The 25,955-nt window shown below is 64.6% G+C and carries 29 protein-coding genes; 16 read left to right on the top strand and 13 right to left on the bottom strand.

The features are described 5' to 3' along the window. Window positions 1–122 precede the first annotated feature (122 nt). From CIT39_RS07150 to CIT39_RS07170, 5 genes are all read left to right on the top strand, one after another. The gene (locus CIT39_RS07150) at window positions 123–1,337 is read left to right on the top strand and encodes an ABC transporter substrate-binding protein (RefSeq protein WP_162848626.1); all 1,215 of its coding nucleotides are present in this window, start codon (window positions 123–125) and stop codon (window positions 1,335–1,337) included. A 91-nt stretch (window positions 1,338–1,428) separates the two neighbouring features. Next, window positions 1,429–2,223 carry a CaiB/BaiF CoA transferase family protein gene (locus tag CIT39_RS07155; RefSeq protein ID WP_334273087.1) on the top strand — a complete coding sequence of 265 codons (795 nt, stop codon included), beginning with the start codon at window positions 1,429–1,431 and terminating at the stop codon, window positions 2,221–2,223. Then, window positions 2,220–2,618: a CoA transferase gene (locus tag CIT39_RS07160; RefSeq protein ID WP_334273088.1), complete on the top strand. Its 399-nt coding sequence runs from the start codon at window positions 2,220–2,222 to the stop codon at window positions 2,616–2,618. Before CIT39_RS07155 ends, CIT39_RS07160 begins: the two co-directional genes overlap by 4 nt. 79 nt (window positions 2,619–2,697) lie before the next feature. Beyond that, on the top strand, window positions 2,698–2,949 hold the full coding sequence (locus CIT39_RS07165; RefSeq protein WP_094973699.1) for a hypothetical protein: 252 nt from the start codon (window positions 2,698–2,700) through the stop codon (window positions 2,947–2,949). Window positions 2,950–3,163: 214 nt separating this feature from the next. Further along, entirely contained in the window at window positions 3,164–4,723 is a 1,560-nt protein-coding gene (locus CIT39_RS07170) for a L,D-transpeptidase (RefSeq protein WP_094973700.1), read from the top strand. Between the two features lie 33 nt (window positions 4,724–4,756). On the opposite strand, the gene CIT39_RS07175 is transcribed toward CIT39_RS07170, so the two are convergent. From CIT39_RS07175 to CIT39_RS07195, 5 genes are all read right to left on the bottom strand, one after another. After that, entirely contained in the window at window positions 4,757–5,569 is an 813-nt protein-coding gene (locus CIT39_RS07175) for a class I SAM-dependent methyltransferase (RefSeq protein WP_094973701.1), read from the bottom strand. Window positions 5,570–5,660: 91 nt separating this feature from the next. After that, window positions 5,661–6,200 (bottom strand): VOC family protein, encoded by a 540-nt coding sequence (locus CIT39_RS07180; protein ID WP_094973702.1) that lies wholly within the window; start codon window positions 6,198–6,200, stop codon window positions 5,661–5,663. 110 nt (window positions 6,201–6,310) lie between these two features. Further along, entirely contained in the window at window positions 6,311–7,279 is a 969-nt protein-coding gene (locus tag CIT39_RS07185; RefSeq protein ID WP_162308386.1) for a Bug family tripartite tricarboxylate transporter substrate binding protein, read from the bottom strand. An 11-nt stretch (window positions 7,280–7,290) separates the two neighbouring features. After that, the gene (locus tag CIT39_RS07190) at window positions 7,291–8,184 is read right to left on the bottom strand and encodes an MBL fold metallo-hydrolase (protein ID WP_094973703.1); all 894 of its coding nucleotides are present in this window, start codon (window positions 8,182–8,184) and stop codon (window positions 7,291–7,293) included. A gap of 4 nt (window positions 8,185–8,188) precedes the next feature. Further along, the gene (locus CIT39_RS07195; protein WP_094973704.1) at window positions 8,189–9,391 is read right to left on the bottom strand and encodes an ABC transporter substrate-binding protein; all 1,203 of its coding nucleotides are present in this window, start codon (window positions 9,389–9,391) and stop codon (window positions 8,189–8,191) included. 168 nt (window positions 9,392–9,559) lie between these two features. On the opposite strand from CIT39_RS07195, the gene CIT39_RS07200 reads away from it, so the two are divergent. The 8 genes from CIT39_RS07200 to CIT39_RS07235 all read left to right on the top strand — a co-directional run bounded on the left by CIT39_RS07200 (window position 9,560) and on the right by CIT39_RS07235 (window position 15,194). Next, window positions 9,560–10,258 carry a TetR/AcrR family transcriptional regulator gene (locus tag CIT39_RS07200; protein WP_094973705.1) on the top strand — a complete coding sequence of 233 codons (699 nt, stop codon included), beginning with the start codon at window positions 9,560–9,562 and terminating at the stop codon, window positions 10,256–10,258. Next, window positions 10,236–10,796 (top strand): carboxymuconolactone decarboxylase family protein, encoded by a 561-nt coding sequence (locus CIT39_RS07205; RefSeq protein WP_162308387.1) that lies wholly within the window; start codon window positions 10,236–10,238, stop codon window positions 10,794–10,796. Before CIT39_RS07200 ends, CIT39_RS07205 begins: the two co-directional genes overlap by 23 nt. Continuing rightward, window positions 10,768–11,643 carry an SDR family NAD(P)-dependent oxidoreductase gene (locus CIT39_RS07210; protein ID WP_094973707.1) on the top strand — a complete coding sequence of 292 codons (876 nt, stop codon included), beginning with the start codon at window positions 10,768–10,770 and terminating at the stop codon, window positions 11,641–11,643. The genes CIT39_RS07205 and CIT39_RS07210 overlap by 29 nt, the downstream gene beginning before the upstream one ends. A gap of 71 nt (window positions 11,644–11,714) precedes the next feature. Then, window positions 11,715–12,299, top strand: a complete 585-nt coding sequence (locus CIT39_RS07215) for a HutD/Ves family protein (RefSeq protein ID WP_162308872.1) — start codon at window positions 11,715–11,717, stop codon at window positions 12,297–12,299. Window positions 12,300–12,399: 100 nt separating this feature from the next. Further along, a complete protein-coding gene (locus CIT39_RS07220) occupies window positions 12,400–13,593 on the top strand; it encodes an adenylate/guanylate cyclase domain-containing protein (RefSeq protein WP_162308388.1) in 1,194 nt (397 codons plus the stop codon). 542 nt (window positions 13,594–14,135) lie between these two features. Then, window positions 14,136–14,411, top strand: a complete 276-nt coding sequence (locus CIT39_RS07225; protein ID WP_094973797.1) for a hypothetical protein — start codon at window positions 14,136–14,138, stop codon at window positions 14,409–14,411. 189 nt (window positions 14,412–14,600) lie between these two features. After that, window positions 14,601–14,858, top strand: a complete 258-nt coding sequence (locus tag CIT39_RS07230; RefSeq protein ID WP_094973798.1) for a DUF3551 domain-containing protein — start codon at window positions 14,601–14,603, stop codon at window positions 14,856–14,858. 63 nt (window positions 14,859–14,921) lie between these two features. Beyond that, entirely contained in the window at window positions 14,922–15,194 is a 273-nt protein-coding gene (locus CIT39_RS07235) for a hypothetical protein (RefSeq protein ID WP_094973710.1), read from the top strand. A 19-nt stretch (window positions 15,195–15,213) separates the two neighbouring features. On the opposite strand, the gene CIT39_RS07240 is transcribed toward CIT39_RS07235, so the two are convergent. Continuing rightward, complete coding sequence (locus CIT39_RS07240; protein ID WP_094973711.1) at window positions 15,214–15,717, bottom strand: hypothetical protein; 504 nt, start codon at window positions 15,715–15,717, stop codon at window positions 15,214–15,216. Window positions 15,718–15,963: 246 nt separating this feature from the next. On the opposite strand from CIT39_RS07240, the gene CIT39_RS07245 reads away from it, so the two are divergent. Further along, the gene (locus CIT39_RS07245) at window positions 15,964–16,758 is read left to right on the top strand and encodes an adenylate/guanylate cyclase domain-containing protein (RefSeq protein ID WP_094973712.1); all 795 of its coding nucleotides are present in this window, start codon (window positions 15,964–15,966) and stop codon (window positions 16,756–16,758) included. Window positions 16,759–16,771: 13 nt separating this feature from the next. Here CIT39_RS07245 and CIT39_RS07250 read toward each other — a convergent pair whose 3' ends face one another. Beyond that, complete coding sequence (locus CIT39_RS07250; RefSeq protein ID WP_094973713.1) at window positions 16,772–17,047, bottom strand: hypothetical protein; 276 nt, start codon at window positions 17,045–17,047, stop codon at window positions 16,772–16,774. A gap of 366 nt (window positions 17,048–17,413) precedes the next feature. On the opposite strand from CIT39_RS07250, the gene CIT39_RS07255 reads away from it, so the two are divergent. After that, entirely contained in the window at window positions 17,414–17,626 is a 213-nt protein-coding gene (locus CIT39_RS07255; protein WP_094973714.1) for a hypothetical protein, read from the top strand. A 44-nt stretch (window positions 17,627–17,670) separates the two neighbouring features. Here the strand turns inward: CIT39_RS07255 and CIT39_RS07260 are convergent, their stop codons facing one another. The 5 genes from CIT39_RS07260 to CIT39_RS07280 form a co-directional block, all read right to left on the bottom strand. After that, complete coding sequence (locus CIT39_RS07260) at window positions 17,671–19,167, bottom strand: sugar ABC transporter ATP-binding protein (RefSeq protein ID WP_094973715.1); 1,497 nt, start codon at window positions 19,165–19,167, stop codon at window positions 17,671–17,673. Continuing rightward, window positions 19,164–20,258 carry an SMP-30/gluconolactonase/LRE family protein gene (locus CIT39_RS07265; protein WP_094973716.1) on the bottom strand — a complete coding sequence of 365 codons (1,095 nt, stop codon included), beginning with the start codon at window positions 20,256–20,258 and terminating at the stop codon, window positions 19,164–19,166. Before CIT39_RS07265 ends, CIT39_RS07260 begins: the two co-directional genes overlap by 4 nt. Further along, the gene (locus CIT39_RS07270; protein ID WP_094973717.1) at window positions 20,255–22,372 is read right to left on the bottom strand and encodes an ABC transporter permease; all 2,118 of its coding nucleotides are present in this window, start codon (window positions 22,370–22,372) and stop codon (window positions 20,255–20,257) included. The genes CIT39_RS07265 and CIT39_RS07270 overlap by 4 nt, the downstream gene beginning before the upstream one ends. A gap of 75 nt (window positions 22,373–22,447) precedes the next feature. After that, complete coding sequence (locus CIT39_RS07275) at window positions 22,448–23,464, bottom strand: sugar ABC transporter substrate-binding protein (RefSeq protein WP_094973718.1); 1,017 nt, start codon at window positions 23,462–23,464, stop codon at window positions 22,448–22,450. Between the two features lie 39 nt (window positions 23,465–23,503). Beyond that, window positions 23,504–24,475 (bottom strand): ABC transporter permease, encoded by a 972-nt coding sequence (locus CIT39_RS07280; protein WP_094973719.1) that lies wholly within the window; start codon window positions 24,473–24,475, stop codon window positions 23,504–23,506. Between the two features lie 239 nt (window positions 24,476–24,714). Between CIT39_RS07280 and CIT39_RS07285 the strand changes: the two genes are divergently transcribed. Next, complete coding sequence (locus tag CIT39_RS07285) at window positions 24,715–25,677, top strand: helix-turn-helix domain-containing protein (RefSeq protein ID WP_094973720.1); 963 nt, start codon at window positions 24,715–24,717, stop codon at window positions 25,675–25,677. Window positions 25,678–25,706: 29 nt separating this feature from the next. On the opposite strand, the gene CIT39_RS07290 is transcribed toward CIT39_RS07285, so the two are convergent. Continuing rightward, window positions 25,707–25,898: a hypothetical protein gene (locus CIT39_RS07290; protein WP_094973721.1), complete on the bottom strand. Its 192-nt coding sequence runs from the start codon at window positions 25,896–25,898 to the stop codon at window positions 25,707–25,709. Window positions 25,899–25,955: the final 57 nt, after the last annotated feature.

The following is a 25,955-nucleotide window of genomic DNA, read 5'->3' on the forward strand; positions in this document are numbered from 1 at the left end:
AGGCTATCGTCGCGTTCGCCGGCATCGCAATCGATGCGGCCGATGATAACCAACAACAGAAGTGGAGGACGTTGACGACGGCCTGTGGGCACGCGCGTCGATGCACTCTGCCAGGGAAGGAGATGCCGGGCATGCCGGGAAAACAACTGGTCCGTGGAGCTGTTGCTCTATTTGCAGTCCTGAGCGCCACTTCGGCCGCGATTGCCGGAAACTACGACACCGGCGCGACCGATACGTCGGTCAAGCTCGGCCAGACCATGCCGTACTCGGGGCCGGCCTCCGCCTATTCCGCGATTGGCCGCGCTGAAATCGCTTACTTCAAGATGCTCAACGACAAGGGCGGCATCAACGGCCGCAAGGTCGAACTGCTCAGCATGGATGACGGCTACTCGCCCGCGAAGACGGTCGAGCAGGTCAGGCGGCTCGCCGAGAGCGACGAGGTGCTGGCGATGTTCTCGATGCTCGGCACCGGCCCGAACATCGCCGCCCAGAAATATCTCAACGCCAAGAAGATCCCGCAGCTGTTTCCGTCGAGCGGCGCCAGCCGCTGGAACGATCCGCAGCATTTCCCCTGGACCACCGGCTCGCAGCCGACCTACCGGACCGAGGGACGAATCTACGCCAAGTGGATCCTGGCGAACAAGCCGAACGCGAAGATCGCGGTCATCACGCCGAACGAGGATCCCGGCCGCGACTATCTCGCCGGCTTCAAGGAGGGACTCGGCGAACACGTCAACCAGATCGTATCGGAAGCCGTCTACGAGACGACGGACCCGACGGTCGATTCCCAGATCGTCAAGTTCAAGGCCGCCGGCGCCGACGTCGTGTTCAACGAGTGCACGCCGAAATTCGCGGCCCAAGCGATCAAGAAAATCGCCGAGCTCGGCTGGAAGCCGCAGATCATCCTTCCCGCCGTCTCGAATTCCGTCGGTTCCGTGCTGGTGCCGGCCGGGCTCGACAATTCCCTCGGTATCGTCACCGGCGCCTTCCTGAAGGATCCCGGCGATCCGCGCTGGGAGAATGACGCCGGCATGAAGGCCTGGCGCGAGTGGATGAAGACCTACAATTCCGGAGCCGATCCCGCCGACATCTTCAACGTGACCGGCTACACCATGGCGCAGATCATGGAGCTGGTGCTGCAACGGGCCGGCAACGATCTGACGCGCGCGAACCTGATGAAGCAGACGCAGTCTTTCAAGGACGTCGAGCTGCCGATGCTGCTGCCGGGCATCAGGCTCAACACCTCGGCCGAGCAGGTGACGCCGATCCGCCAATTGCAGATGGCGCGCTTCAACGGAAAATCCTGGGAGCTGTTCGGCGACGTGATCGGCGAGTAGGATCGACGTCTCGCGACCGGCGGGCAGGGTGCCAGCCTTGCCCGCCCGGAATTGCTCCACTCGATCTTCCTCCAGCGGCAGTGAAACGACGATGACAGCCACCGGTCCCCTCAGCGGCATCCGCGTTCTCGATCTGACGAGCGTGCTGTTCGGTCCCTATGCCGCGCAAATGCTCGGCGATTGGGGCGCCGAAATCATCAAGGTCGAGCCGCCCGCGGGCGACACCTGGCGCTACACCGGCGTGTTCCGAAACCGCGGCATGAGCGGCCAGTTCATGGCGGTCAATCGCAATAAGCGCAGCCTCGCGCTCGACCTGAAGCATCCGGACGGCAAGGCGGCGCTGGCGAGGCTGATCCCGACCGTCGATGCGCTCGTCACCAATGTGCGGCCGGCGGCGATGGCCCGGCTCGGCTTCGGCTACGAGGCCTGCGCAAAGCTCAATCCGCGGCTGATCTATGCCGCGGCAACCGGCTTCGGCCAGGACGGGCCGTGGGCCGCGCGCCCCGCCTTCGACGAGATCATCCAGGCCGCCTCCGGCCTCGCATCGTCGATCGGTTCGGACGAGGAACCGGCCTTCGTCCCGAGCCTGATCGGCGACAAGATCTGTGCGATGGCGATGGTCGGCGCCGTCTCGGCGGCCTTGTTCCGGCGCGAGCGAACCGGACAGGGCCAGATGGTCGAGGTGCCGATGCTGGAAACCATCGCCGGCTTCAACAGCATCGAGATGCTTGGCGGCCACGCCTTCGATCCGCCGATCGGCCCGACCGGCTACAAGCGGATGAAGAACCGGCGCCCGGTGAAGACGAAGGACGGCTGGCTGACCATGCTGCCTTACTCCGGGACAACTGGTGCGCCTTCTTCGAAGCCGTCGGACGCCCTGAATTGAGCGACGAACTCGGCGTGCGCGATCCCGTGCTTCGCTCCCAGAACATCGACAAGATCTACGACCGCATGAGCGAGATCGGGCCGACCCGCACCACCGCGGAGTGGGAGCAACTGCTGCTGCGGCTCGACGTGCCGCACACGGCATTCGCCAAGCTCACCGAGATCGGCGAGCAGCCGCATCTCGCCGCTGTCGGTTTGTTTGCGGAGATCGATCATCCCACCGAAGGCCGGATCAGGCAGGCACGCCCCGCGACGAAGTTCTCGGAAAGCCCGGCCGGCATCCATCGCATGGCGCCGCACCTCGGCGAGCATTCGCGGGAGGTGTTGCGCGAAGCGGGTTTGAGCGATGCTGAAATTCAGGCGGCCATCGACAGCAAGGCGGTTGGCGTCGCGTAGTTGCGCCGTTCAGGAACCGGGCTTGCGACGCAATTCTCTGTGATCGGTATCACATGCTGCCACCCCAGGTGGAGCTAGCATGGCTCCGTTCATCTTCGCCCCGGATATGGCAATGACCGCCATCGACCTTGCCTTCGTTTTGCACAAATTGGGTTTTGCCACGGCTCTCATCTGCGTGCTCCTCAGCCTTACTGTGTTCGCAGTGCTGCTGGTCATGGAGCATGAGACGGTCGGTCAAGCCGCCGTGCGTGCTCTGCCTCTCATGCTATTTGCGCTCTTCGGCCTTTTCGGCGCTGCAATGACGCGGCTTATCGGGCGCCGAGCCCGCTGACTGGACATTGTGCCGCAGCGATTCGTGACCAGCCTCAGGCCAGCCCCGGCTCGAGGCCACCTTCCGCCTGCGCGAGCCCTCGTATATGAGAGGCTTGCCCGCCGAACCGTCCCGAAATCGCCGGATACGGAACGCAAGGTGGCTGCGATTTCTTAATCCAAAGATCGCAATCTGATCGATAAGAGCGCGGACTGGTACTGGACCGGGGTATGGCATGAAAGACCTGATGACGACGGCGCAATCCTCCACGGCGATCCGGCGTTGCCGGCCCCCCGGACGTGTTGCGCTCGCCGCGGTCGCCGTCCTGACAGTGCTGACCGCCAGCGCCGAAGCGGCCAAGCAGGCACGCCAGCCGGCCGAGGCGGTCGCACAGCGGCAGGCCGGCGAGCCGATCATGGCGATCGTGTCGATCAAGAGCCAGCAGGTCACCTTCTACGACGCCGATGGCTGGATCCTGCGCGCTCCGGTGTCGACCGGCACTACGGGGCGCGAGACGCCGGCCGGTGTCTTCGCCATCGTCGAGAAGGACAAGGACCACCGCTCGACCATGTATGACGATGCCTGGATGCCGAACATGCAGCGCATCACTTGGAACGGCATCGCGCTGCATGGGGGACCGCTGCCCGGCTATGCCGCCTCGCACGGCTGCGTGCGCATGCCGTTCGGCTTCGCCGAGGGCCTGTTCGACAAGACGTATATCGGGATGCGGGTGATCATCTCGCCCCAGGATACGGCCCCGACCGAATTCTCTCACCCCTCGCTCTTCGTACCGAAGCCGGAGGCCATCGCGGCCGCTCCCGGCCGGGCCGACAAGCTTTCCGCGGAAGCCGAGCAGGCGACCCAGGCTGCCGCCGAGGCCAAAAAGGCTGCGGCCGCGGCTGCGAAGGAGGCGGCTTCGCTTCCTGCGTCTCTGCGCAAACTGGAACAGCAGAAGGCCAGGGCCGACGCCGAACTCGCCTTCACCGACAAGAAGATTGCTGCCGCCAAGTCCGATCAGGCGCGTGCGCAGGCCGAGGAGCTCAAGCTGAAGGTCGCCACCAAGGCCGCCGACGCTGCGTCGGCGCTCGATGCCGCCAAGGCCGCCGCGCAGTCGAAGCGCGACGCCGTGGCCGCGACGAAGGACGCCGCCAAGGCCGCTGCAGTCCTGAAGACAGAGGCCGTCAAGGCCGCGACCGACGCGAAGCTGGCGGGTGAGCCCGTCTCGGTCTACATCAGCCGCTCGACGCAGAAGCTCTATGTGCGGCGAAACACGCACAAGCCGGCGCCCGACGGCGGCGGCGAAGTGTTCGACACCAGCATCGAAGTCCCCGTCACGATCCGCAATCCCGAGCAGCCGCTCGGCACGCATATCTTCACGGCGATGGCGAAGTCCGATACGGGCCTGCGCTGGAGCGTGGTCACGATCGAAAACGGCGACGAGGCCCGCAATGCGCTCGACCGCATCACGATCCCGCAGGACGTCTGGGATCGCATCGGGCCGACCGCGTTGCCGCGCTCCTCGATCATCATCTCGGACGAGCCGCTGAGCGCCGAGACCAATTACCGTACCGAGTTCGTCGCGGTGTTGAGCGACCAGCCGCAAGGCGGCTTCATCACGCGCAAGCCGACCGCACCTGCCATGATCGCCAGCGATGACGGCTGGGACAATGGCGGGAACGGCTTCGGCTTCTTCTACCAGCGTGACCCCTACGTACAGCAGGCCAATCCGCGCCGGCAGCGCGGCCAGTACCAATATTATCAGTCGACGCAGCCGATGCAGCGAAGCTGGTGGTAACTGCGCGCCCGCTGCGGCGGGCCGAGGTCGTCTCTACGGCCGCGCTTCGATCACGATCGCCTGGATCTTGCCGTCGACCGCTCCGGATCCATGCAGGGTTCGGAGCGTCTCGGCAACGAGGTCGGTCGCAGCCTGAAGCTTGCTGGCATCTCTCGCCTCGATCTCGCTGCGCAGCGGCGTCCCCTGACACAGGGCGAGCGCGACATATTCGGGAGAGGGCGCGCGGCTCGTTTCGGATCGCGTCTCGATCGAGACGTCGCGGAAGCCTGCGCGTTCGAGATCACTCTTGATGAGGCTCTTGTCGTAGTAGCCGTGCGGCGTGCGAACCATGAAACGCGGCGGATCGTCGGGGAACACCTTGGCGAGGGCGATTGTCGCCTCGTGGGTGACCACATTGTCCTCGATGCGGTCCCAGACGTTAAACACGAACGTGCCATCCGGCTTCAGGACGCGCTTGACCTCTCCGTAAGCCTTGACGCGGTCCGGAAAGAACATCGCGCCGAATTGGCAGCAGACCACGTCGAACTCGGCGTCAGCGAAGGGCAGGGCCATGGCGTCCGCCTGTCGCCAGGTGATGCGATCGTCGTTGGCTTGGCGCTGGGCGGCAACGGCGAGCATGGGCTCGTTGAGGTCGGTCGCTACATAACGAACGCCGGGCGGCAGTGCCGCGGCCACGGCGCGCGTCACGGCGCCGGTGCCCGCGGCGATCTCCAGCAGCACGGCGGGAACGCGGGCGGCGACGCGCTTCGCGATGTCCTCCGCATAGACGGAGAAGATCATCGGCACGAGATACTCGTCGTAGATTCTCGGAATCGAGCCGGCGAAAACCTTGTCAGTGTCGGACATGATGGCCTCGCTGAAGGTTCGGACACGGGGTGCATGTTAGCACGGTTTTCGGGCGAGCCAGCAACCGCGCGAACTCCACCGGCCACCGATCCTACGACCTCGCCCGGCCGACCTCGCGGATCGGCCGCGTCCCGTCCCAGTTCGACGCGGCCTGCCGGACCTTCTCGAAGAACGGCCCCTTGGTGCCGCTGATGTCCGAGATCTCGATCACCGTGCCCGGATGGGCCTGGGTGTCGAAATAGGCAAAGCGCCCCTTGTCGCCGCCGATCTGGCCCTCATGGCCGATCCGATAGCCGAGCCCGATCGCCTTGTCGTAGAGCGCCTGGTAGTCGTGGCTCCAGTAGGACATGTGCTGGAGGCCTTCGTGGCCAGCATCGAGGAACTCCCTGTACAGCGAGGGCGCATCGTTGCGCTGCTGGATTAGCTCGATCTGGAGATCGCCGGAATTGGCGAGCGCGATGCTCATCTCGACCGCGGAGTCCTGGCCGCGATGGCGGAACCAGTCGGTCTTGACCCGGTCCATGTAGTACCAGGGGCCGACACCCATCACCTCGATCCAGTGCTTCATCGCGGCGTGGATGTCCCGCACCACATATCCGTTCTGGCGCACCGCGCCGAAGATGCGGCTCATGTCAGCGCTCCCGTTCTCTGCCTATTCACCGCTGGACCCCATCCTGAGGGGCCGCCGCAGGCGGGCGTCTCGAAGGATGGCCGCACACACGCTGCCCGCCACATTCCTGTTCACTTGACCTCGATGCCTGCGTCCTTGGCAACCTGCTTCCAGGCTACGATGTCGCGGGCGTTGATGTCGCGCTGTTCCTCGCCGGGGACGAACTGCGGCGTAATGCCGAGCTTCAGCAGCTTCTCCTTGACCTCGGCATCCCCGAGCGCGTCCTTCAGCGCCGCCGACAATTTCTGCGCAACCGGCGGCGCCAGGCCCGCGGGTGCATACATTGCCCAGGACAGGCTACGGTCGAACGGCACGCCTTGCTCCCCGTAGCTGGCGACATCGGGCAGGCTCGGCGAACGCTCGCCGCAGGCGGCCAGCGCCTTGATCGAGCCGTCCTTCACCAGCGGCGTCGCGGTCGCCACGTCGAGCGTCGCAAGGGAGATGTGGCCGCCGAGCAGGTCGCCGGCCAGTTTTGCGATGCCGTTGAAAGGGACGTGGTCCATCTTGATGCCGGTCTGCTGCATCAGGATCTCCGCGCAGAGTTGGCCGGTCGAGCCGACGCCCCAGCTGCCGTACTGGACCGGCCCGCCCTTCTTGGCCATTGCGATCAGGCCCTTGATGTCGTTGGCCGCAAAATCCTTGGTCGCCACCAGGATGATCGAGGAGACGCCGACGCGACCGATCGTCGTAAAATCCTTGATCGAATCATAGAGCAGTTTCGGATAGATCGCCGGCGCCAGCACATGGGTGGTCATGCCGCCGACGGTGATGGTGTAGCCGTCATTTGGCGATGTCGCGACCATCTGCGTGCCGAGCGTGCCTGCTGCTCCCGTGTGGTTCTCGATGTAGATGCTTTGTCCGAGCGTCTTGCCCATCTTGTCGGCGAGCAGCCGGCCGACTACGTCACCCCCGCCGCCCGCCGCATAGGGCAGCAGCATCTTGATTTTATGCGTGGGGTAGACGGCGGGATCCTCGGCGTGTGACGGCAGGGCCGCCGACAACAATGCAAGAAGAGAAAGCGTGACGGTGCGCAGCATCATGATGGCATTCCCTAATCTTCGAAACGAAACCTGTAGGCATCGCCGTGCCTGATAACGCGGCCTGCGGTCGGTGCCGGAAAATGGCCGGTGAGCAGATAGCTCGGCGTATCCGCGAGTTCTTCCAGCAGCGCCATGCGCGTTGCGAGCGCCGCGGCCGGATCGACGTCGGCGGCATTGGAGAGCCAAGGTGCTGCGCACTGGATCGGATGGTGGATGACGTCGCCCGACATCACCGCACGATCATGCCCGCCGGTGAGGTGGATCTGCATATTGCCGGCGGTGTGCCCAGGTGCCGGCGCAAAGCGCAAGGCCGCGTCGCGATCGCTGAACAGGCGATGATCGGTCTCGACGAATTCGGCAAGGCCCGCCGCCACCACCGGCAGCACGGAATCCTCGAACGAGCCGTGGTTCACCGGATTCTTCGGCGCGGAATTGTGCGCCACCTCGAAGTGCCGGTATTCTTCGCGGCCCATCAGATAGCGCGCATTGGGGAAGGTCGGCACCCAGCGGCCGTCGAGGAGGCGCGTGTTCCAGCCGACGTGATCGACATGCAGATGCGTGCACATCACGAAATCGACCTGTTCGGGCGCAACGCCCAGCGCCTGCAAGTTCTCCAGGTAGGGTTGATCGAGGTTGTTCCACGCCGGCACTCGCGGGCGGGGCTTGTGATTGCCGCAGCAGGTGTCGACGATCGCGGTCCAGCGCGGCGTGCGCACGAGATAGGAGTGGTGGCTGAGGATAAAGCGGCCGGTCTCCGGCTCGATGTAGCGGTGATCGAGCCAGCTGCGATTCTCCGCAATCACCGCGTCGGTGACGTTGGCGAACAGCCAGTTTTTCTCGAAGGCAAGCGCGGGGATATCGCTGACGAGATCGACCCGCATGCTGCCGATCGTCACCTGCCGCATCGGCTTAGTTTTTCAGGAGGTCACCGAACGGCACCCAGCGCGTGCCGTCGAAACGGATCAGCTGAAGGCTCGTCATCGGCGTAAAGTGCTCGGGCGAATTGTTCACCGCCGTGCCGTTGATCAGCATCGGCAGCTTCACGTCCTTCATGGTCGTGGCCTGCTTCATCACATTGGAGCGGGTGAGGTCGTTGCCGGAGGCCTTCAGTACCGTCACCAGCGTCTGCGCGATGGTGTAGCCGTAGACGTTGAGCCAGTCGCTCTTGTTGGCGTCCGGCATGTACTTGTCCATGAAGGCCAGCCATTCCCGGTAGCCGGGGTCATCCTTGTTGGCGGGATCGGTGGCGTCCTTCAGATATTGGCTGGAGATGACGCCGGTGGAATTGTCCTTGCCGGCCGGCTCCAGCACGCCGCTGATCGAGGCCGAGACGTTGGAGATGATCGTCGTCGGCTTCCACCCGATCTCGCCGATCTTGCGGATCGCCTGCGCCGCGAATTTCGGCGTTGCCGCGACCAGAACCACGTCGGAGCCCGCGGTCTTCAACTGCAGGATCTGGGTATCGACTGTCGGGGCCGAAGTCTCATAGGCTGCGCGTGCGACGATCGCTTCGCCGCTGCCGAGGCCTTCTTCCAGCGCCTTCAGATAGTCCTTGCCGAGGTCGTCGTTCTGGTAGAGCACGCCGATCTTCGCATTGGCATGGCTCGCCTTGATGTATTTTGCGTAAGCGATGGCCTCGTCGCGATAGGTCGGCTGCCAGCCGACGGTCCATGGGAAATTCTTGGGATCGTCCCACTTCGCCGCGCCCGAACCCAGGAACAGCTGCGGCACCTTGCGGTCGTTGAGATATTTGTGCACGGCACTGTTGGTCGGCGTGCCGACGCCGCCGAAGATCAGCAGCACTTCCTCGCTCTCGACCAGCCGCCGGGTCTGCTCCACCGTCTTGGGCGGGCTGTAGGCATCGTCGGCGATGATCATCTGGACGCGCCGGCCGTTGACGCCGCCGTCGTCGTTCACTTTCCGGAAATAGGCTTCCGCGGATTTCGCGATCTGCGCGAAGGCCGAGACCGGGCCGCTCAGCGGCGCCGTGGTGCCGATCTTGATGGTCTTGTCGTCGGCGCCGGGATCGTACTTGTTTTGGGCAGAGGCGGCGCTGTTTGCGAGCAGCGGCAACAGGATGCAGGCCGCACGAAGGATGGCAAAACGCGCCATGACGTCATCTCCCCAAAAATTGCCCTCCGCCTCTCGAGGAGCGGAGTTGAAACGCGAGAACATCGCCCGCGAGCGGGCTTGCGGGCCGCGACCGCCGTTGCCACAAGGGCAAACGAACGATCGTTCGTACGGTTGACTAGCGAACGATCGTTCGTTAGTCAAGTCGTCATGGCTCTTCATACCTCCAGCGCGGCGGAAGCGGCTGCGCCCACGACCCGCGAGCGCATCCTCACCGAGGCGCTCGATCTGTTCGCGCAGAGTGGCTATGGCGGCGCCTCGATGCGCGAGCTGGCGCGCCGCGTCGGCATCCGCGAGAGCAGCCTCTACAATCATTTCGCCGGCAAGGCCGCGATCCTGGAAGCGATCGTCAGCGAGCACGGCCCGGCGAGTTCGGCGAGCCGGTTGGAAGAGCCGCGCTACAAGCAGCTCGCGCGCCAGCCCGCGGCGTTCTGCCGCCAGTTCGCGCTCGACCTCGTCGAGCAATGGTCCGACCCGCGCGAGCATCAATTCCAGAAGGTGATCACGGCGGAGCGTAACCGCGTGCCCGGCATCCGCGCCAAGTTCGCCGATCATTTCTACGCGCGCGAGCAGAGCATGATGACGGATTATTTCCGCGGCTTCGTGCTCGCCGGCCTGGTCAAGACGCCGGATCCGCGCGAGACCGCGCGGCTGTTCGCGGCAGGCCTGATCTACATCCGCCTCGAGCATTACGTGATGGGCGCAGCACCTTCGCCGCGGCCGAAGGTGATCGAAGCCATCGAGCGTTATCTCGCCTTCTTCCTGTCGCTGATCGCGGCAGGCGAAGATACCGACAACAAGAAACGAAAGCCCAAGGGAGAAACGCGTGGCAAGGCTGCCCCTGATTGATCCGGAGACGACGAGCGGCGACATCCGCGCCTCGTTCGACCGCATGCCGGTCAAGCTCAACATCTTCCGCATGATGGCCCATGCCGAGGCCAACATGATCCCGGCGATGCGGCTCGGCAATTCGATCCTGCACAAGCAGAAGCTCTCGGCGGTCAACCGCGAGCTGCTGATCCTGCAGGCCGCCCAGTTGGAGGGCGGTGCCTATGAATGGCGCCAGCACGTGCCGATCGCGTTCGGCGTCGGCTGCACGCAAGGACAGGTCGACGCGGTCGAGCGCGGCGAGTACGACGCCGCCGCTCTGAACGAGGCCGAGCGCGCGCTGCTGAACTTCGGGCGCGAGGTGGTCGAGAACGTCCGCGTGCCCGAGGCGACCTTCGCCGCCGCTCGCGCGCATTTCAGCGACCAGGAGATCGTGGAATCGATCGTCGCGCTCGGCTTCTACATGATGATGGCACGCCTGACCGAGGCGACCGAAACCGATCTCGATCCCGCCGCCGGGATGACGGTCTATGACGGCGGCAAGAAGCCGGTTGGTTGAGATGGCGGAAGCCGAGAGCAAGCCGGAACGCTTTGTTCGTCCGCCCAGCGCGGAATCGCTCGGTGAGGCGCCGGGCAGGGGTCGCCTGACGGGCCGTCGCATCCTCATTGTCGGCGGCGGCCAGCGCGTATTCGATGCCGAAACGGATCCGATCGGCAACGGCCGCGCCATGAGCATTCTGTGCGCGCGCGAGGGGGCGAAAGTCGCGGTTGCGGATATCAACCACACCTCCGCGCAGCAGACCGCCAAGCACATCACCAAAGAAGGCGGCGAGGCTTTTGCCATCGCGGCCGATGTCACGTCGGAGACAGACGTGCAACGCATGATCGAGCAGGCGCATCGCGCTATGGGCGGCCTCGACGGCATGGTGCTGAACATCGGCACGTTCGGCAAGACCGGGCTCGACAACGTCAGTCCCGAGGAATGGAACAGGATCTACGACGTCAATGTCCGCGGGCCCATGCTGTGCTGCCGCGCCGCGCTGCCGAAATTCGACAATGGCGGCGCCATCGTCTTCATCTCCTCGATCGCCGCGCTGAAAGCGGGATCGCAGATGGCGGTATATGATTCATCGAAAGCCGCGCTTGGCGGTCTGATGCGCAACATCGCCCATCTCGGCTCGCGCCGCGGCATTCGCGCCAATCTCGTCTATCCCGGCCTCGTCGACACCCCGAACGGCCGCGAAGCGGGCGCCGGCCGCCCCAACCGCGGCAAGGGCCACGTCCCGTTCGGTCGCCAGGCCACGGCCTGGGAGATCGCCTATGCCGTGCTGTTCTTCCTGTCCGACGAAAGCGTCTACGTTACCGCGCAGACGCTCGCGGTGGATAGCGGGTTGAGTGGGATGTAGTCCCGGTTACGAACGCTTCGTTTTGATGGATATGGATGCTATCCATATCCCATCCTGACAGGCTCGATTCCATGAAGACCACGCTGCTCAAATCCGAAGACTATACCCGCTCGCCCTGGAAGAACGGCGGCGGTATTTTCACCGATATCGCGGACGCGCATCGTCCGGGCAGTCCGGCGAAGGATTGGGACAGCCTGCTCTGGCGCTTTGCCTCGACGCCGATCGTGGCGCCCGGGCCGTTCTCGCACATGCCGGGCATCGACCGCCTGCAGATGGTCGTGGGCGGGCGAGGGCTGGTGCTGAGATCGCCGACGCAGGAGTTCGACGAGCGCGAACCTTTTACGACGGTGCGCTTCACCGGCGAGATGGAGATCGTGACCGCGCTCGAGGCAGGTCCGGTCGAGGTCGTGAACTTGATGGCCCGGCGCGGTGCGGCGGAGATCGCGCTTGCGGCGCTGAGGGAGCCCGGCGAGCGGCAGCTTCCCGCCGGCACGCATCTGGTCTACGCGGCGGGCGGCGTTGGCCGCGTCCGCCTCGGAGGCGAGGATTTTGCGATTTCGCACGAAAACACGCTGAAGATCGAACTCGCCGAGGCATCGACCCTGACGCTTGTTTCGGGCCTTGTCGTGCTGGGATCGATCCGGCTGGTCGGCTAGAACGACCGGCGGCTGCGCACAATCCGGGCAATCGGCCAGGTTGACGATTTCGGCTCGGAACACGATATCTGATGCAATTCAGACCGTCGAAGCCCAGGACATGAACGTGCCGACAAGCATCAATCCCCCCACCATGTCCGACGGTGTCGTCGACTGGCTGACCAACGGCACGCGCGACGAGCGCTTTATCGACAACATTTTTGCCGAGATGTGCATTCGTCTGCAGCAGGCCGGCATTCCGCTGAAACGGTCGACGTTTCACGTGCTGATCCATCATCCGCAATGGCTGGGGGCCCGCTTCATGTGGGCCGATGGCATGCGCGAGGCGGAGATCGCGCTGGTCGATTTCGACGTGCGCGAGCGCTCCGAATACATCGGCAGTCCCGCCAACGAAATGCAGAACGGTGCAACCGAACTACGCGAGAATCTCGAACGCAACGCCGCGCTCGGCCGCAAGCACGCGCTCTATGACGAGATGCGGTCGAAGGGCCTGACCGACTATGCCGCCTGGCCGCTCTACCACACGCTCGGCAAGCGTCATCTCATTACCTTCGCGACCGATCGCCCCGGCGGCTTCGACGATTCGCATATCGCTGCGCTGAAGCGCGTGCTGCCGGTGCTGGCGCTGGTCAGCGAGATCCGCATCAAGAACCGCCTCGCGCGAACGCTGCTGGAGACTTATGTCGGTTCGCATGCCAGCGAGCTGATCCTGGCCGGCGCCACGCGGCGCGGCACCGGAACCACGGTGCGCGCCGCGATCCTGATCTGCGACCTGCGCGATTTCACGAGGATTTCCGACAACTGGCCGCGCGACGACGTCATCGATCTCCTCAACGATTATTTCGACGCGATGTCTGAGCCGATCGCGAAGCACGGCGGCGAGATCCTCAAATTCATCGGCGACGGCTTGCTCGCGATCTTCCCGCTTCATGAGCCCGACGCCTGCGCCAATCTGCTTCGCGCCGTAACCGAGGCACGTCAAGCCATGACCGCGCTGAATGCGCGCAACAACGGCACGGGGCGCGCGCCGCTGAATTACGGCATCGGCGTTCACGTCGGCGACGTCATGTACGGCAATATCGGATCATCCAGCCGGCTCGACTTCACCGTGATCGGTCCCGCCGTCAACATGGCCTCCCGCCTCGAAGCGCTCACCAAGCAATTGGGACGCACCGTGCTGCTGTCGCGCGCGTTCGCCGAACTTGTCGAGCCGCAATTCGAGCTGGAGCACGTCGGTCAACACGAGGTGCGCGGCTTCAGCGATCCGATCGAGCTGTTTGCCTATCACGGGTGAGGCGGATCGCGACCGTAAGTCACGCCTAGGTGAACGCGGCGAAGAACCGGATGGCGAAGAACGCCCCCGCGGCGACGGCGGCGGTGGCGCCGATCGCGAAGACGATCCGCAGGCTTTCATCCATCATGCTGATTCCTTGAAGCGGCCCCGGACTCAGCAGGGGTGGGCTAAGAGCCGGAGCCGCCAAAGTGCCGGTGTTATGTAGGACCCGGCGTTTACCAATCTACGGCCGATGTGCCGGTTCCTATTCGCGCAGACGGCGGCCCCATCGTGGGCGCGACGAATTTTCGTCCGGTGGGACCGCCGGTCGGCTTCGCGCGTGAGGAGGCTCGCTTGCCGACATTAAAGATACGTGGGACGCACATCCGGTTTTCAAACTCGCCACCTTAAATTCCTGTCATGTGGTGGAAACGCTGCGGTACGGCTCGAAGGTCCGAAAGTTTCAAACCGTCCCCGAGAATGTTTCGCGTGCGGCGTGATCCCATTAGGAACGAGGCCACTTTGCGCGACGTTGGCCCGCACACATGAACCAGGAGATTCCCATGAAGAAGATGATCATCGCGTCCGCCGCTCTCGCACTGATGTGCGGCTCTGCTTTCGCACAGAACACCGGTCCAGCTCCGCAATCCGACAACATGCAGAAGCCGGGCATGCACAACACCGAGAAGGGTTCGATGCACAAGGGCACGACCGGCATGAACACCGGAACGAACGGTATGACCAGGGGTGGCATGCAGCCCGACGCGTCCGGCCAGGGCGGTTCCGGTCCGGGCAGCGACCAGGGCGGCACTAAGGTCGCTCCCGGCAGCATGAAATAAGTCGGTCGATACGATGCAAATCAAGGGCTCCGCAAGTTGCGGGGCCTTTTTTGCCTGCAGGCGGTATGCTTCGCGCAGATGGCGAACATGGCCGCGATTTAACCGTCCGGCTTGAGTTCTTTTGCTGATCCGAAACGTATCTCTACATCGGTGTCGCAGAATGCGGCACCAATGGTCCGGAGTCATCTCATGCATCGTCATTTGTCCATCGCGGCTCTTGCCGCCGTTTCCGCACTCACGATCGGCGGAGCCTGCTCTGCCGCGTCCGCAAGAGAGCTCGTGCAGGACAGCTACTGCCTGCAGGGACGCCAGTCCGGCTATCCCGGCAACTGTGAGTTCTCCAGCTATCGACAGTGCATGGCCACTGCGAGCGGCACCAATGAGGGCTGCGGTATCAATCCGATGAGAGCCTACGCACCGCTACGCCAGACGCAACGCGTCCGGTAAAACAGCCAAAGCGAACAGGGGGCGCCGGCAACGGCGCCTTTGTTCGATGGGCCAGGGGCGATCATGTCTCCAATCCTGCAATGGTTCTTTCGAAACCGAAAAACCGGCGAGATCACCATCGTCCAGGCGCCCAATCTCGTGCTCTGGGTCGTCATCGTGGCCGGCGTCCTTCACTGGATCTGGCCTTGGCCAGGCACCTCCGCCATGGTCCTGGATATCATTTTCAGAGGCGGCCTCGTGGTCTGGGCTCTCGACGAGATCTTTCGCGGCGTGAATCCGTGGCGTCGCTGTCTGGGCGGCGTCGTCCTGATCTATGAGCTCGCGATCCTTCTGTGACTGCTCGGAAGGCGTCGTCTCACTGTTTCGATCCGGTCCAGCTTCCGACGCATCCGTCGGACCGCCGGAATGTGCCGGACCCGCTGCGGCCCGAGAACCGGCCGGACATGGTCCAGCTCAAACTTCCGGCGGCTCCCGTTCCCGACACGCCGCCATTCGGACTGACGCGCCCGGTGCCGTATTGCCCCACCATCTTGCCGCTGGTGACGACCACCGTGTCGGTTGAGCCGGCGCAGGTTTGGCCGACGCTGGTCAGGACCCATGCTCCGTCATAACTGCCGCCTCCGCCGCTCCGTTGCGGCGCGCGGCCCGGCGCTTCGTCCGCGGGCGTGCTGCGTCGTGCCGGCTTTGCGGGCTCAGCGGCACGAGGCGTCTCGCGCGATCCGGATAGCGACTTTTCGTCATTGCCGATGCTGCCACCGGCGCTGCCCGATTGCGCATGCGCCATATCAGGCACGGCGGCAATTGCGAGCCCGGCTAACAACAGGGCGCCTCCAAGAGAACGTCGAATCTGGCTTTTCATCTTGCACGGGTTTCAAATGGAGTGGCTTCGAATGCGCCGGTTTCAAATGAGCGGTCCAGACGTTGGTCCCACCGGGATTGGGCCGTGCCAGCGCGCAGCAAGATTTGCCGGTTGGGCCGCAGGCGTCAAGCGCGGCGTATTCCGCTCCCGGGACTGCTCCGCGGCCGATCGTATTGCCAACGCGCGCATGTGCCACTACGCTTTACCACAAGTAGCTCAAACGGTCCTGCGATCCGCCGCTCGTTCATGCCAAAATTCCTTCGCATCGGAGTCCATCAGTCCAACGTATCCGGCTACACGTCGAAGGCGTGGTGTGTCCGGCGGGTTGGTTCAGCGGTTTTCCTGAAGTGGGGCGCCGTGGAAGTGCAGGGCGCCGGCGATGGGCGAAGGGTCTACTGGACGCGACTGCCGCAAGAGAAGACAGTTCGCTGCCGCACGACGCAGCGCGCGCAGGACTACGCCAAAGCCGCCATCGCCCGGCGCCGCAACCATCGCTACGAACCGCTGGCCGGACCGATCGCGCTCCGGCGCCGATCCGCCGAGCGGAGCGCGGAGCTCAAGCAGGCACTCGCCACCATCCTGATCGTCGATATCGTCGGCTCCACCGCAAAGGCGGCGAAGCTCGGCGATGCGCGTTGGACCAAGGTCATGGGCCACTATTACGCGGCGGTGCGCAAGGAGCTGAAGAGTGCGCGCGGCAAGGAAGTGGTGACCACCGGCGACGGCGTGCTGGCGACATTCAAGGCGCCGGCTTCGGGCGTCCGTTGCGCGACTGCGATCCAGAAGGCCGTGCGTACGCTGGGGCTCGACATCAGGGTCGGGCTGCATGCCGGCGAATACAGTGTGAGCGGGGGCGAGATGGTCGGTCTCGCGTTTCACATCGGCACGCGCGTCGCCGCCAAGGCGCGGGCCGGCGAGGTCCTGGTCTCGAGTGCGGTCAGGGACCTGATGGCGCAGTCGGAGATCCGGTTCAGGGACCACGGCATGCATCAGCTCAAAGGCGTGCCGGCGCGATGGCGGTTGTACCGGTTGGAGGATTGAAGGGGACCGCCGCCTATCCGCTCGCACCGGTCCGGTCGCATTTCGGGCATCGGCCGTCCGCGGCGAACGCGAGTTGGTGGCCGATCTCTTCCCTGAGAGCGTTCGCCTCGAAGGTCGTGCCGTCGCTCCTGAGCATTCGCTTGGCGCGTTCGTAAGCGTGGCTCTCGGCAGCGTCGTCGCCCACGCGGATGATCACCTCGGCGTGGAAAGGACAGACCGTGGTCGCGCGCGTCGTCTCGAGCGCGAAGCGCACCGCCGCGGAGAGGTCATCGAGGTTGACGGACATCATGGCTGCTCTCCTGATCGAGGCGGTCCCGATGTTGGACTGTCGGCGGCGGTGTTCGTGTCCTGCGGCTGCGTCGGGCCGGTCAGGCAACGTCAATCGGCGCCCGGTTTCCAGGGAAGCATCGAGGCCTAGACGCCGCTCTTCCGGAGCGGTGGCCGCGATCGGTTGCCCCCTGTCTTCGAAGCGGTGCCCGGAGTGCCTAGGAGTCCGGGCTCCGCTTCGTTCGGCACCGGAGCGATAGCGCACCCGATGCCACACAGACCCTAGGCGCAGGCGGGCCGTTCGCATTGACCCATCGCAAACATAGGAAAGGCCCTTAAGGGATCGTCCGCAATTTCGCCCGCCGCGGTTCCGGTGCATGAGAGAAGCATGCAGCGCCAGATCCTATTCAGGTGCCCCAGCACCGGCATGAACGTCCAGCATCGGATCGATGACGAGCGGCCCGAGAATTGCGAGCCGGCGGACAGCTATGTGCCCGTGAGGTGCCCGGCCTGCATGTCGCTGCACTTCGCCAACAGCACCACCGGCAAGCTGTTGAACGAGCGAGACCGGGAGCTCGTGCCCCTGCCCCGTTCCGCCTGATCTGTCTGCGTCGACTGTGCCGCGAAGTGGCGGGCGGGCGGCCGTCAGTGGATCGCCGCGTACATGATGGCTTCCTCCGTCGCCTCCAGCGCGGAAAATTCCTCTACCACCTTGCCCTGCCTGCACACCAGGATTCGGTCCGACAGCGCCATGATCTCGGGCAAATAGGAGGAGATCACCACCACCGCCTTGCCCTTGTCGGCCAGCGAATTGATCAGCTCGTGAATCTCGACGATGGCTCCGACGTCGACGCCTCGCGTCGGCTCGTCGAAGATGATCAGCTCCGGATCCTGGACCAGCGATTTGGCGATCACGACCTTCTGCTGGTTGCCGCCGGACAATTCGACGACCTTGGCCTCGTCGCCGATGGCGCGCACCTTGAGCCGCTCGATCCAGGACTTTCCGGTCGCCGTGCTCTCACGTCGTGACAGCCAGGCGCGTCCTTTCGGAAACTTGGCGAGCAAGCCGAGATAGATATTGCGCGCAATGGACGCGGTCTCGAAGAACCCTTCGACCTTGCGATCCTCGGTCACGTAGGCGATGCCGGCCTGCACCGCCGGCGCAGGCACGCGGTAGCGGACCGGCTTGTCGCCGAGGATCACCTCGCCGCCGTGGAAGAAGTCGCGCTTCATGACGCCTGCGACGATCTTGAACGTCTCGGTGCGCCCGGCGCCGACGAGACCGAAGACACCGGTGATCTGGCCCGCGAACACCGACAGCGAATTGTTCTTCACCATCGGCGCCATCTTCAGGTTCTGCACCGTCAGCACCCGCTTGCCCGAGGTGCGCACCTGCGCCTTGCGCGCGCCGTAGAGCGTGTTGGAGAGGTCCCGCCCCACCATCGCCTGGACGATGCGCGCCCGGTCGAAGCGGGAAGCATCGTCGGTCACGACATGCCTGCCGTCGCGCAACACGGTGATGCGGTCGGCAAGCAGCAGCGCCTCTTCGAGGGCGTGCGAGATGAAGATGATGGAGACCCCGCGCTTCTTCAGGTCCTTGACGAGGTCGAAGAAGTATTTCTTCTCCTCCGGCGTCAGCGTTGCCGTCGGCTCGTCGAAGATGATCACCTTGGCCTTGTGCAGGACGGCGCGGGCGATCTCGACCATCTGCTTCTTGGCGGCGCCGAGGCCGCCGACCGTCGCGGTGGGCGTCACGTCGAAGTTGAGCGATTGCAGGAATTGCTGGGCCGCGATGTAGATGCCGCGCAGGCGGTTGTAGAATTTCTCCTGACCGAGAAACAGGTTCTGCGCCACCGTCATCGTCGGCACCAGGCTGTTCTCCTGGAACACCATGGCAATGCCGAGGTTACGCGCCTCCAGCGGGGTCTTCAGAGTAACGTCGGCCCCGTCGACCGTCATGGCACCGTAGGTCAGCGTCACGACGCCGGCCATGACCTTGGTCAGCGTCGATTTTCCCGCGCCGTTTTCGCCGACCAGGGCGTGGATTTCGCCGCGCCGCAGGTCGAAATCGACGCCTTCGATCGCGGGCACGCCGGCGTAGAGCTTGGTCGCCTTCGACAGCGACAGGACGAGGTCGTTCATGCGCGGGCCTCCTCGCCGAGGGATGCCAGCGGCAGCCTGATGACGCGGCCGGGGCCCTTTGCGATCATGACGAGGTGCTCGCCGACTTCGACGGCGGCGACGATGCCGTGGTTGACGCCATCGGCCCGGCTGTGGAGCGAATAGCGCGGCAGGCCGTCGGCTCCGAGCCGGATGACGAGACCGTATGACCGCGGCGGCGCCCAGGGTTTCATCACGCCCATGGTCTTGATGTGGGCGCCCTGCAGCGGCTCCTTGAAGGAATTGCCGGAGCGCAGGCGCGGCGCGACCCAGAATTCCGGGGCGATCTCGGCGATCATGCGGCGGCGATAGGCCGGCTCGCGCAGCACGAACTCGACCAGTTGGGTGCGTGCGGTGAAGGCGGTGAGCCAGAAGCCGCCGCCGCGCGCCGGCGAAAGCCGCGACGGATAGACGGGGAGGTGACGGAGCAGATCCTTGCGGCTTCCATCCGGCGCGATCGAAACCAGACGATGCCGCCAGCTTTCACTGACGAGCACGTTGCCGTCGCTCGCGATGGCGCCGAACGCGTAGCCCAATCCGCCGGCAAGCTGCGTGATCGCGCCCGACTTGGGATCGAGCCGCAGTACCCGGCCGGTCTTGCCGAGCTCCATCAGATCGCGCGCCCAGTCGCCGGCATCGTGCAACGACGATCCGTCGGTTGCGATCAACGTCCCGTCGCTCGCGGGAGCCAGCGCATTGACGGCGTGCAGCCCTTGCGTGAAGGCGGCCCTGGGCGCCTCGACCGCGGCGTTGTCGTAGAGTCGGACCTCGGTGCCGCCAAGCGCGACGGCGAGGCCTCCATTGGGCAAGGACGCCAGCGCGGAGATCGGCCGCTCGAAGGTTCGAACCGTCGTTGTCGAACGTCCGGTCAAGCGTGTCAGCCGGGCGCCGTCGGCAATGAGCAGCGAACTGCCGTCCGCGGCGAGATCCTCCGGCGCGTCGCATTCGAGCAGGATCTCCGCCTGCTCGAGCGCCTGGTTCGGCTTCAACGCCCCGTCGAACGATGGGACGGTGATGGCTGCCTCGCCACGGCCGAGGAAACGGTTGGCGAATTCGCTGATCGCGGCGATCACGACGGCTTCCCCCAGCGCTTGTCGTACTGCACGAAGTCGGGATCGGCATTGTCGAGCTTGAAGCGGCCGATCCGGTTGTTGGCGATGCCGCCGAGATAGAGATAGCCGCGATGCTCGCGCATCGATGTGATCATGGGATGGTTGAGCCCCTTGAGGTCCCAGAACGATTCCAGGATCTTGCCCTGCTCGTTGAACTTGACGACGCAGCCGGTGTTGATGTTCGGGAACAGCCATTCGTCGACCGGCACGCGCTTGGCCATGCGCCGGCGGAAGCCCGGCATCTTCCAGGCGAGATCCAGCGACGGGCTGCGCATGCCGACCAGCGCCAGCCAGTAATTGCCGTCGGAGGCGAGATTGATGTTGTCAGGATAGCCCGGCAGATTGTCCATGACGATCTCGACGTCACCCTTCTTCGGGCCGGCGAACCAGTAGCGCTTGATCGAGCAGCCGAACGTCTCCGCGAAAAGGATTGATTGCCCGTCACTGGCGACCGCGACGCCATTCGGGAATTTGAGGCCGCGCAGCGCGGTATGGGTGGTGCCGGTCTTGGTGTCGTAGCAGATGATGCGGCCGTTGCCGCGCGCCTCCAGCCCGTCGACCGGCCACTCGTCCATTTCGTAGCGCACCGTGGCCTCGGAGAAGAAGATCAGGCCGTCGTCGGTGATGTCGAGATCGTCGGCGAGCCGCAGGCGGCTGTCGTCGTTCACGGAATACAGGCTGCGGTTGGTCTCGTCGGTGGCTTTCTCCACGGTGCCGTCGGGCGTGATGCGATACAGCCCCATGCCGCCGATGCAGACATAGAGATTGTCCTGCTTGTCGAACGCCATGCCGAGCGGCTGGCCGCCGATATGGGCGAACACCTCCATCCGTTCGTAGTCCGGCGGAAAGAAGCGGATGATGTCGCCGTGACGGGATCCGGCATAGAGCACGTCGTTGCGGTCGAGGATGACGTCCTCGGGCGCCTCGATCCGGCCGAGCCCGATCAGCGAGACGTCGCGCAGCTTGTCGTTCTGCTCGAACGGCCCGCCGCTGCCGATCTCGGTCGGCGGCGGAGGTGGCAGTGCGTGGTAGGTCGGGGCGACATAGACCTTGCTGATGATGCGGGTGCGGTTCTTCTGCCAGCGGATGTCGACCATCGCCGCCGCCAACAGGATGCTCGCCAGCGCCATGCGGTTGACGCCGCCGCGCGCGTTCATGGCGGTCAGCCCGTTGGTGACGAGGAGTACGATCAGCACGCCGACCATGGACTTGACGACCGAGCCCTTGCCGCCGCCGAGCGTAATTCCGCCGAGCACGGTGGCCGTCAGCACGATCACCTCCAGGCCGACGCCGATATCGCCGCCGACCGTGCCGAGCCGTGCGGCGAAGAACAGCGCGCCGATGCTGGTCAGCACGCCGCTCGCGACATAGCAGAGCGCGATGGTGCGTCGGACCGGAATGCCGGAATTGTAGGCCGAGCGCCGCGAGCCGCCGATTGCGGTAATGTGCCAGCCCGGCCGCAACCGCGTCAGGAAGACGTGACCGAAGATCGCGATGACGATGTAGACCAGCGCGACGCTGGGGATGCCGAACACGCTGCCGCCGCCGATGAAATCCCAGGAGGGAATGTCCGGGAAGGCCGACGCGATCGCGTTGGAATAGCGCTGGATCAGGAGATCATAGGCCGAGCGGTAGATGATCAGCGTGATCAGCGTGGTGATGAAGGCGCGCAGCCTGAGATATCCGATCAGCACGCCGTTCACGGCGCCGAGCAGCCCGCCGACGATCATGGTGACCACCACCACTGCGGGGACCGGCCAGTTGAGCACGTCGAGCAGATAGAGCGCGCAGAAATCCGTCAATGCGAAGATCGACCCGACCGAGAGATCGATGCCGCCGACGATGACGACAAGCGCCATGCCCAGGCCGATGAAGCCGATCTCGCCCGCCTGCCGCGCGGTGTCGGCGAGGCTCGCAGGCGACAGGAAGTGCTCGAGCGAGCGGCTGAGTGCGAAGCCGATGATCAGCAGCAGGATCACCGGGATGGCGGTCTCGGTCCATCGTTTGGACAGGATCTCGCCGAGGAGATGGTCTGGCCAGTAGCGATATCGTAGCCGCGTCAGTGTCTCGCGCATCGGCCTTCCCAAGAATTTCCATCAGATAAAGTGACGCGCGCCCCGGGGGGCCCGGGACGCGCAGTCATGCGGCAATCACTTCTTGAGATCGGAGAGATTCCAGCAGGTCATCTGGTTGTCGGCGTTCTCCCTGGTGATCGGAATCAGCGTGGTGTATTCCGAACCCTTGACCGAGCCCGCCTTGACGCCCGACGACAACAGCCATTTGATGGTGCCGGCCATCTGGGCTGCCTGCGTCGGCACGTCGTAGCTCATGTCGAGATCGAACGAACCGTTCTTGACGAGCTCGCAGGCGCCCTTGCGCTCGCCGCCGCCCGACGTCGCCAGGAACACCTTGCCGGTCAGGCCGGCTTCCTTGATCGCGGCGGCGGTGCCGATGTCCATGCCGTCCCAGAAGCCGACGATGCCGCAGAGGTCCGGGTTCTGCTTCAACACGGTCTGGGTGATGGCCTTGGCCTTGGCGGCATCCCAATCCGCGGCCTGGCTGGAGACGACCTTGATTTCGGGATGCTTGGCGAGGACGTTCTCGACGCCCTTGAGCGTGTAGGCACTGGCTGCCGCCGAGAGCGCGCCCTGGATGATGGCAATCTTGTTCGACTTGCCCTGGCAGGCCTTCACCACGCCTTCGGTCTGCCGCTCGCCGATCTCGATCCAGTTGGCGCCGACGAAAGCCGAGCTGCGATAGGCCGAGCCCATGTTGATCTGGATGACGTAGATGCCTTCGTTCTCGGCGCGCTGCAGCAGCTTGGCGTAGGTCTGCACGTCGGGATTGTGGATCACCATCACCGCCGGCTTCTCCGAGATCAGCGAGGTCACGGCTTGCGCGCCGGCATTGGTGTTCCAGTTGGGATCGCGGATCACGAACTTGACGCCGTACGGCTCGAGCTCCTTCTTGAGGCCGGCGTACCAGCCTTCGGTCAGGTCGAAGTTCATCGCGACCGGCACGTAGGCGACGGTCTTGCCGGCAAGCGCTTCCCGGAACGGCTTCTGGAACGGCTCGTCGAGGCCCTGCTGGGCGAGGGCCGGAGCCGCGGCGGCTGAAAGCGCCAATGCGGCGATACTTCCAAGCGCGAACTTATGAACGCTGGCCATTGTCTTCCTCCTTGTTGGATACGCGTTTTTTCAGGCAGATCAGATGTCGCCCTGTTGGGCCGTTTCTTCGTTTCGTGGATTGAGCAGGGTGTCGGTGATGACGGCGATCAGGAGCACGAGGCCCTTGATGAGGTTCTGGCCGGCATAGGGGACGTTGAGGATCGTCATTCCGTTCAGCATCGTGCCGATCAGCAGCGTGCCGATGATGACGTTGACGACCCCGCCGCGCCCGCCCGACAGGCCGATGCCGCCGAGCACGACGACGAGGATGACGTCGTAGATCAGCGTCGAATTGAAGATCCGGGTCGGCATGGAGTTGACGGACGCCGCCAGCACCAGGCCGGCAAAGCAGCCGATCAGCGCCGCGAGGACGTATTGCAGCACGATGACCGGCCGCGACGGGATGCCGGTGACGCGCGCCGCGAACGGGTTGTCGCCGATCGCGTAGATGTAGGCGCCCCAGCGCGTCTGGCGCAGCAGCACGAAGACCACGACGCAGGCGATCGCGAACATGACGATCGAGGTGGGAATGCCGAGGATGCTGCCCTGGCCGAGCCGCTCGAAGCCGGCCATGCCGTCGCTCCATTGCACGACGTCGAGCTGGAAGAGGGCGGCCTGGCCGAGACCGGCGACGAACAGGCCGGTCGCCAGCGTCGCGAACAAGGGCGGCACTTCCGCATAGGCGATCAGCCAGCCGTTGACGAGACCGACCGCGATCGCCAGCAGGCCGGCGGCGAGCAGCGAGGCCGGCAGCGAATGGCCGTTCTGCACCATCTGCAGCACGAGGCCGGCGGGGACCGCGAGTGCCGCGATCAGCGACAGGTCGATGCCGCGGCCGATCACGACGATCGCCATGGCCAGGCCTAGGATGCCGAGCACTGCCACGTTCTGCAGCAATGTCAGCATGTTGTCGGCGGAGAGAAAGCCGTTGAGGAAGACCGAGAAGGTCAGGAAGAGTGCCGCGAAGACCGCAAACACGATCTCCTGTTGGCTGACCCGAACGCGCTTCATCGCTTGCCTTCCCTGGGATCGGCATCGCGCGTGCGGGATCGCCGTCTCGGCGCGCTTGCCTCCCCCCGTCCCAAGTTTGTTTTGCGCTTGATAGGCGAGAGAGCTCAGGCTGACTTGCGTCAACGCGCAAACCTTTTGCGCTGGCGCGCAAAGAGTCTTGCGCGAAGCTGACAGGAACCTAAAATCCGCCGGCAGTTTTTGTGCGCTGCACAGACATGTCTCGACGTGACGGGCCGCCGATGGATCTCGTGTTTACGACCGAGGAGCTGGACCCTGCCAAGCGCTTTGCCGCCTGGCAGGATGCCATCTGCGACCACTACGTTCATGTCGACGTGAACGCGGTGAAGCCGGCCGACTATCAGGGCTTTATCCGCGAGGCGCAATTTGGCCCTGTCACGATGAGCGACGTCTTCCTGTCGGAGCAGCGGATATCGCGGCGCGAGCGGCACATCGCGAAGCTCGACAAGGATTGTTACTACGTCCAGTTTCTGCAAGCCGGCAGCATGGACGTGCTTCAGGCCGGCCAGACGCTGGTGACCAGCCCGGGCATCGGCGCGATCTTTTCGGCCTCCGATGCCTACGACCTGGAGTGCTCGAACCAATTCCGCTCGTTGTACCTGGAGATCCCGCGCAAGGAGTTTTCGTCGCGCTTCGCCGAAGGCAAGATGCCGTCGGCGGCGACCATTGCGACGGGGCGGGGCCTGGGGCGGATCGCCGCCGAATTCTGCGCGCTGCTCGCCGCGGAGGCCTCGAGCCTGGAGGAGGCGGCGCGAGGCCGGCTCGGTCACGAGCTGATGGACGTGCTGGCGCTCGCGCTGGACATGGGCGACAAGGACGAATTCTCCGAGGACGCCACGGCGCGGAACGCGCGTCTGCGCTCGGTCAAGGCCTGGATCGAGGAGCACCTGACCGATCCGGATTTGTCGCTGGAGAAGATCGCCAGGAGCAACGGCGTCTCGCTCCGGCATCTGCATTATCTGTTTCGGTCGACCGAGATGTCGGTGTCCGAGTGGATCCTGAACCGCCGCCTGCAGCGTTGCTACGACGCGCTGATGCGCCCCGAGCTGCGCGCGCTGTCGGTGACCGAGATCGCCTATCGGCTGGGCTTCAGCAGCTCATCGCATTTCAGCACGGTGTTTCGCCGGAAGTTCGGCCACAGCCCGTCCGAGCTGCGCCGGCGGCAGGTGACGTCGATCGAGTAGGAGGGGGCGAGAAAGCGCAGGCTGTCGCGTCACGCCGACCAGCGGTCCTGTTCTTCCCGGTGCGCCTGTTCGTTCAGCCGGTCGGCCAGGTCGTCCGCGATCTCTTCGGACTCGGCCGAAGCCACCGGCTCGCCCTTGTGCGTCCTGAGCTTGTCCTTATCGGCTTCGATCGGGAAGTCGTCAGGTGTCAGTCCGGTATCCTTGGCGGTAGGCTTGTTCATGGCGCGCCTCGCTGTGTTCCTCTCTCCTGAGGAACAACGCGCGTCGAGGCAGATCGT

The organism is Bradyrhizobium symbiodeficiens (genome assembly GCF_002266465.3).
GTDB lineage: Bacteria > Pseudomonadota > Alphaproteobacteria > Rhizobiales > Xanthobacteraceae > Bradyrhizobium > Bradyrhizobium symbiodeficiens.

Excerpts from the sequence above, each read along its gene's own strand:
- CIT39_RS07150 (WP_162848626.1), top strand. The coding sequence starts at position 123 with ATGCCGGGCATGCCGGGAAAACAACTGGTCCGTGGAGCTGTTGCTCTA.
- CIT39_RS07155 (WP_334273087.1), top strand. The coding sequence starts at position 1,429 with ATGACAGCCACCGGTCCCCTCAGCGGCATCCGCGTTCTCGATCTGACG.
- CIT39_RS07165 (WP_094973699.1), top strand. The coding sequence starts at position 2,698 with ATGGCTCCGTTCATCTTCGCCCCGGATATGGCAATGACCGCCATCGAC.
- CIT39_RS07170 (WP_094973700.1), top strand. The coding sequence starts at position 3,164 with ATGAAAGACCTGATGACGACGGCGCAATCCTCCACGGCGATCCGGCGT.
- CIT39_RS07175 (WP_094973701.1), bottom strand. The coding sequence starts at position 5,569 with ATGTCCGACACTGACAAGGTTTTCGCCGGCTCGATTCCGAGAATCTAC.
- CIT39_RS07180 (WP_094973702.1), bottom strand. The coding sequence starts at position 6,200 with ATGAGCCGCATCTTCGGCGCGGTGCGCCAGAACGGATATGTGGTGCGG.
- CIT39_RS07185 (WP_162308386.1), bottom strand. The coding sequence starts at position 7,279 with ATGATGCTGCGCACCGTCACGCTTTCTCTTCTTGCATTGTTGTCGGCG.
- CIT39_RS07190 (WP_094973703.1), bottom strand. The coding sequence starts at position 8,184 with ATGCGGCAGGTGACGATCGGCAGCATGCGGGTCGATCTCGTCAGCGAT.
- CIT39_RS07195 (WP_094973704.1), bottom strand. The coding sequence starts at position 9,391 with ATGGCGCGTTTTGCCATCCTTCGTGCGGCCTGCATCCTGTTGCCGCTG.
- CIT39_RS07200 (WP_094973705.1), top strand. The coding sequence starts at position 9,560 with ATGGCTCTTCATACCTCCAGCGCGGCGGAAGCGGCTGCGCCCACGACC.
- CIT39_RS07210 (WP_094973707.1), top strand. The coding sequence starts at position 10,768 with ATGACGGCGGCAAGAAGCCGGTTGGTTGAGATGGCGGAAGCCGAGAGC.
- CIT39_RS07215 (WP_162308872.1), top strand. The coding sequence starts at position 11,715 with ATGAAGACCACGCTGCTCAAATCCGAAGACTATACCCGCTCGCCCTGG.
- CIT39_RS07220 (WP_162308388.1), top strand. The coding sequence starts at position 12,400 with ATGAACGTGCCGACAAGCATCAATCCCCCCACCATGTCCGACGGTGTC.
- CIT39_RS07225 (WP_094973797.1), top strand. The coding sequence starts at position 14,136 with ATGAAGAAGATGATCATCGCGTCCGCCGCTCTCGCACTGATGTGCGGC.
- CIT39_RS07230 (WP_094973798.1), top strand. The coding sequence starts at position 14,601 with ATGCATCGTCATTTGTCCATCGCGGCTCTTGCCGCCGTTTCCGCACTC.
- CIT39_RS07235 (WP_094973710.1), top strand. The coding sequence starts at position 14,922 with ATGTCTCCAATCCTGCAATGGTTCTTTCGAAACCGAAAAACCGGCGAG.
- CIT39_RS07240 (WP_094973711.1), bottom strand. The coding sequence starts at position 15,717 with ATGAAAAGCCAGATTCGACGTTCTCTTGGAGGCGCCCTGTTGTTAGCC.
- CIT39_RS07245 (WP_094973712.1), top strand. The coding sequence starts at position 15,964 with ATGCCAAAATTCCTTCGCATCGGAGTCCATCAGTCCAACGTATCCGGC.
- CIT39_RS07250 (WP_094973713.1), bottom strand. The coding sequence starts at position 17,047 with ATGATGTCCGTCAACCTCGATGACCTCTCCGCGGCGGTGCGCTTCGCG.
- CIT39_RS07255 (WP_094973714.1), top strand. The coding sequence starts at position 17,414 with ATGCAGCGCCAGATCCTATTCAGGTGCCCCAGCACCGGCATGAACGTC.
- CIT39_RS07260 (WP_094973715.1), bottom strand. The coding sequence starts at position 19,167 with ATGAACGACCTCGTCCTGTCGCTGTCGAAGGCGACCAAGCTCTACGCC.
- CIT39_RS07270 (WP_094973717.1), bottom strand. The coding sequence starts at position 22,372 with ATGCGCGAGACACTGACGCGGCTACGATATCGCTACTGGCCAGACCAT.
- CIT39_RS07275 (WP_094973718.1), bottom strand. The coding sequence starts at position 23,464 with ATGGCCAGCGTTCATAAGTTCGCGCTTGGAAGTATCGCCGCATTGGCG.
- CIT39_RS07280 (WP_094973719.1), bottom strand. The coding sequence starts at position 24,475 with ATGAAGCGCGTTCGGGTCAGCCAACAGGAGATCGTGTTTGCGGTCTTC.
- CIT39_RS07285 (WP_094973720.1), top strand. The coding sequence starts at position 24,715 with ATGGATCTCGTGTTTACGACCGAGGAGCTGGACCCTGCCAAGCGCTTT.
- CIT39_RS07290 (WP_094973721.1), bottom strand. The coding sequence starts at position 25,898 with ATGAACAAGCCTACCGCCAAGGATACCGGACTGACACCTGACGACTTC.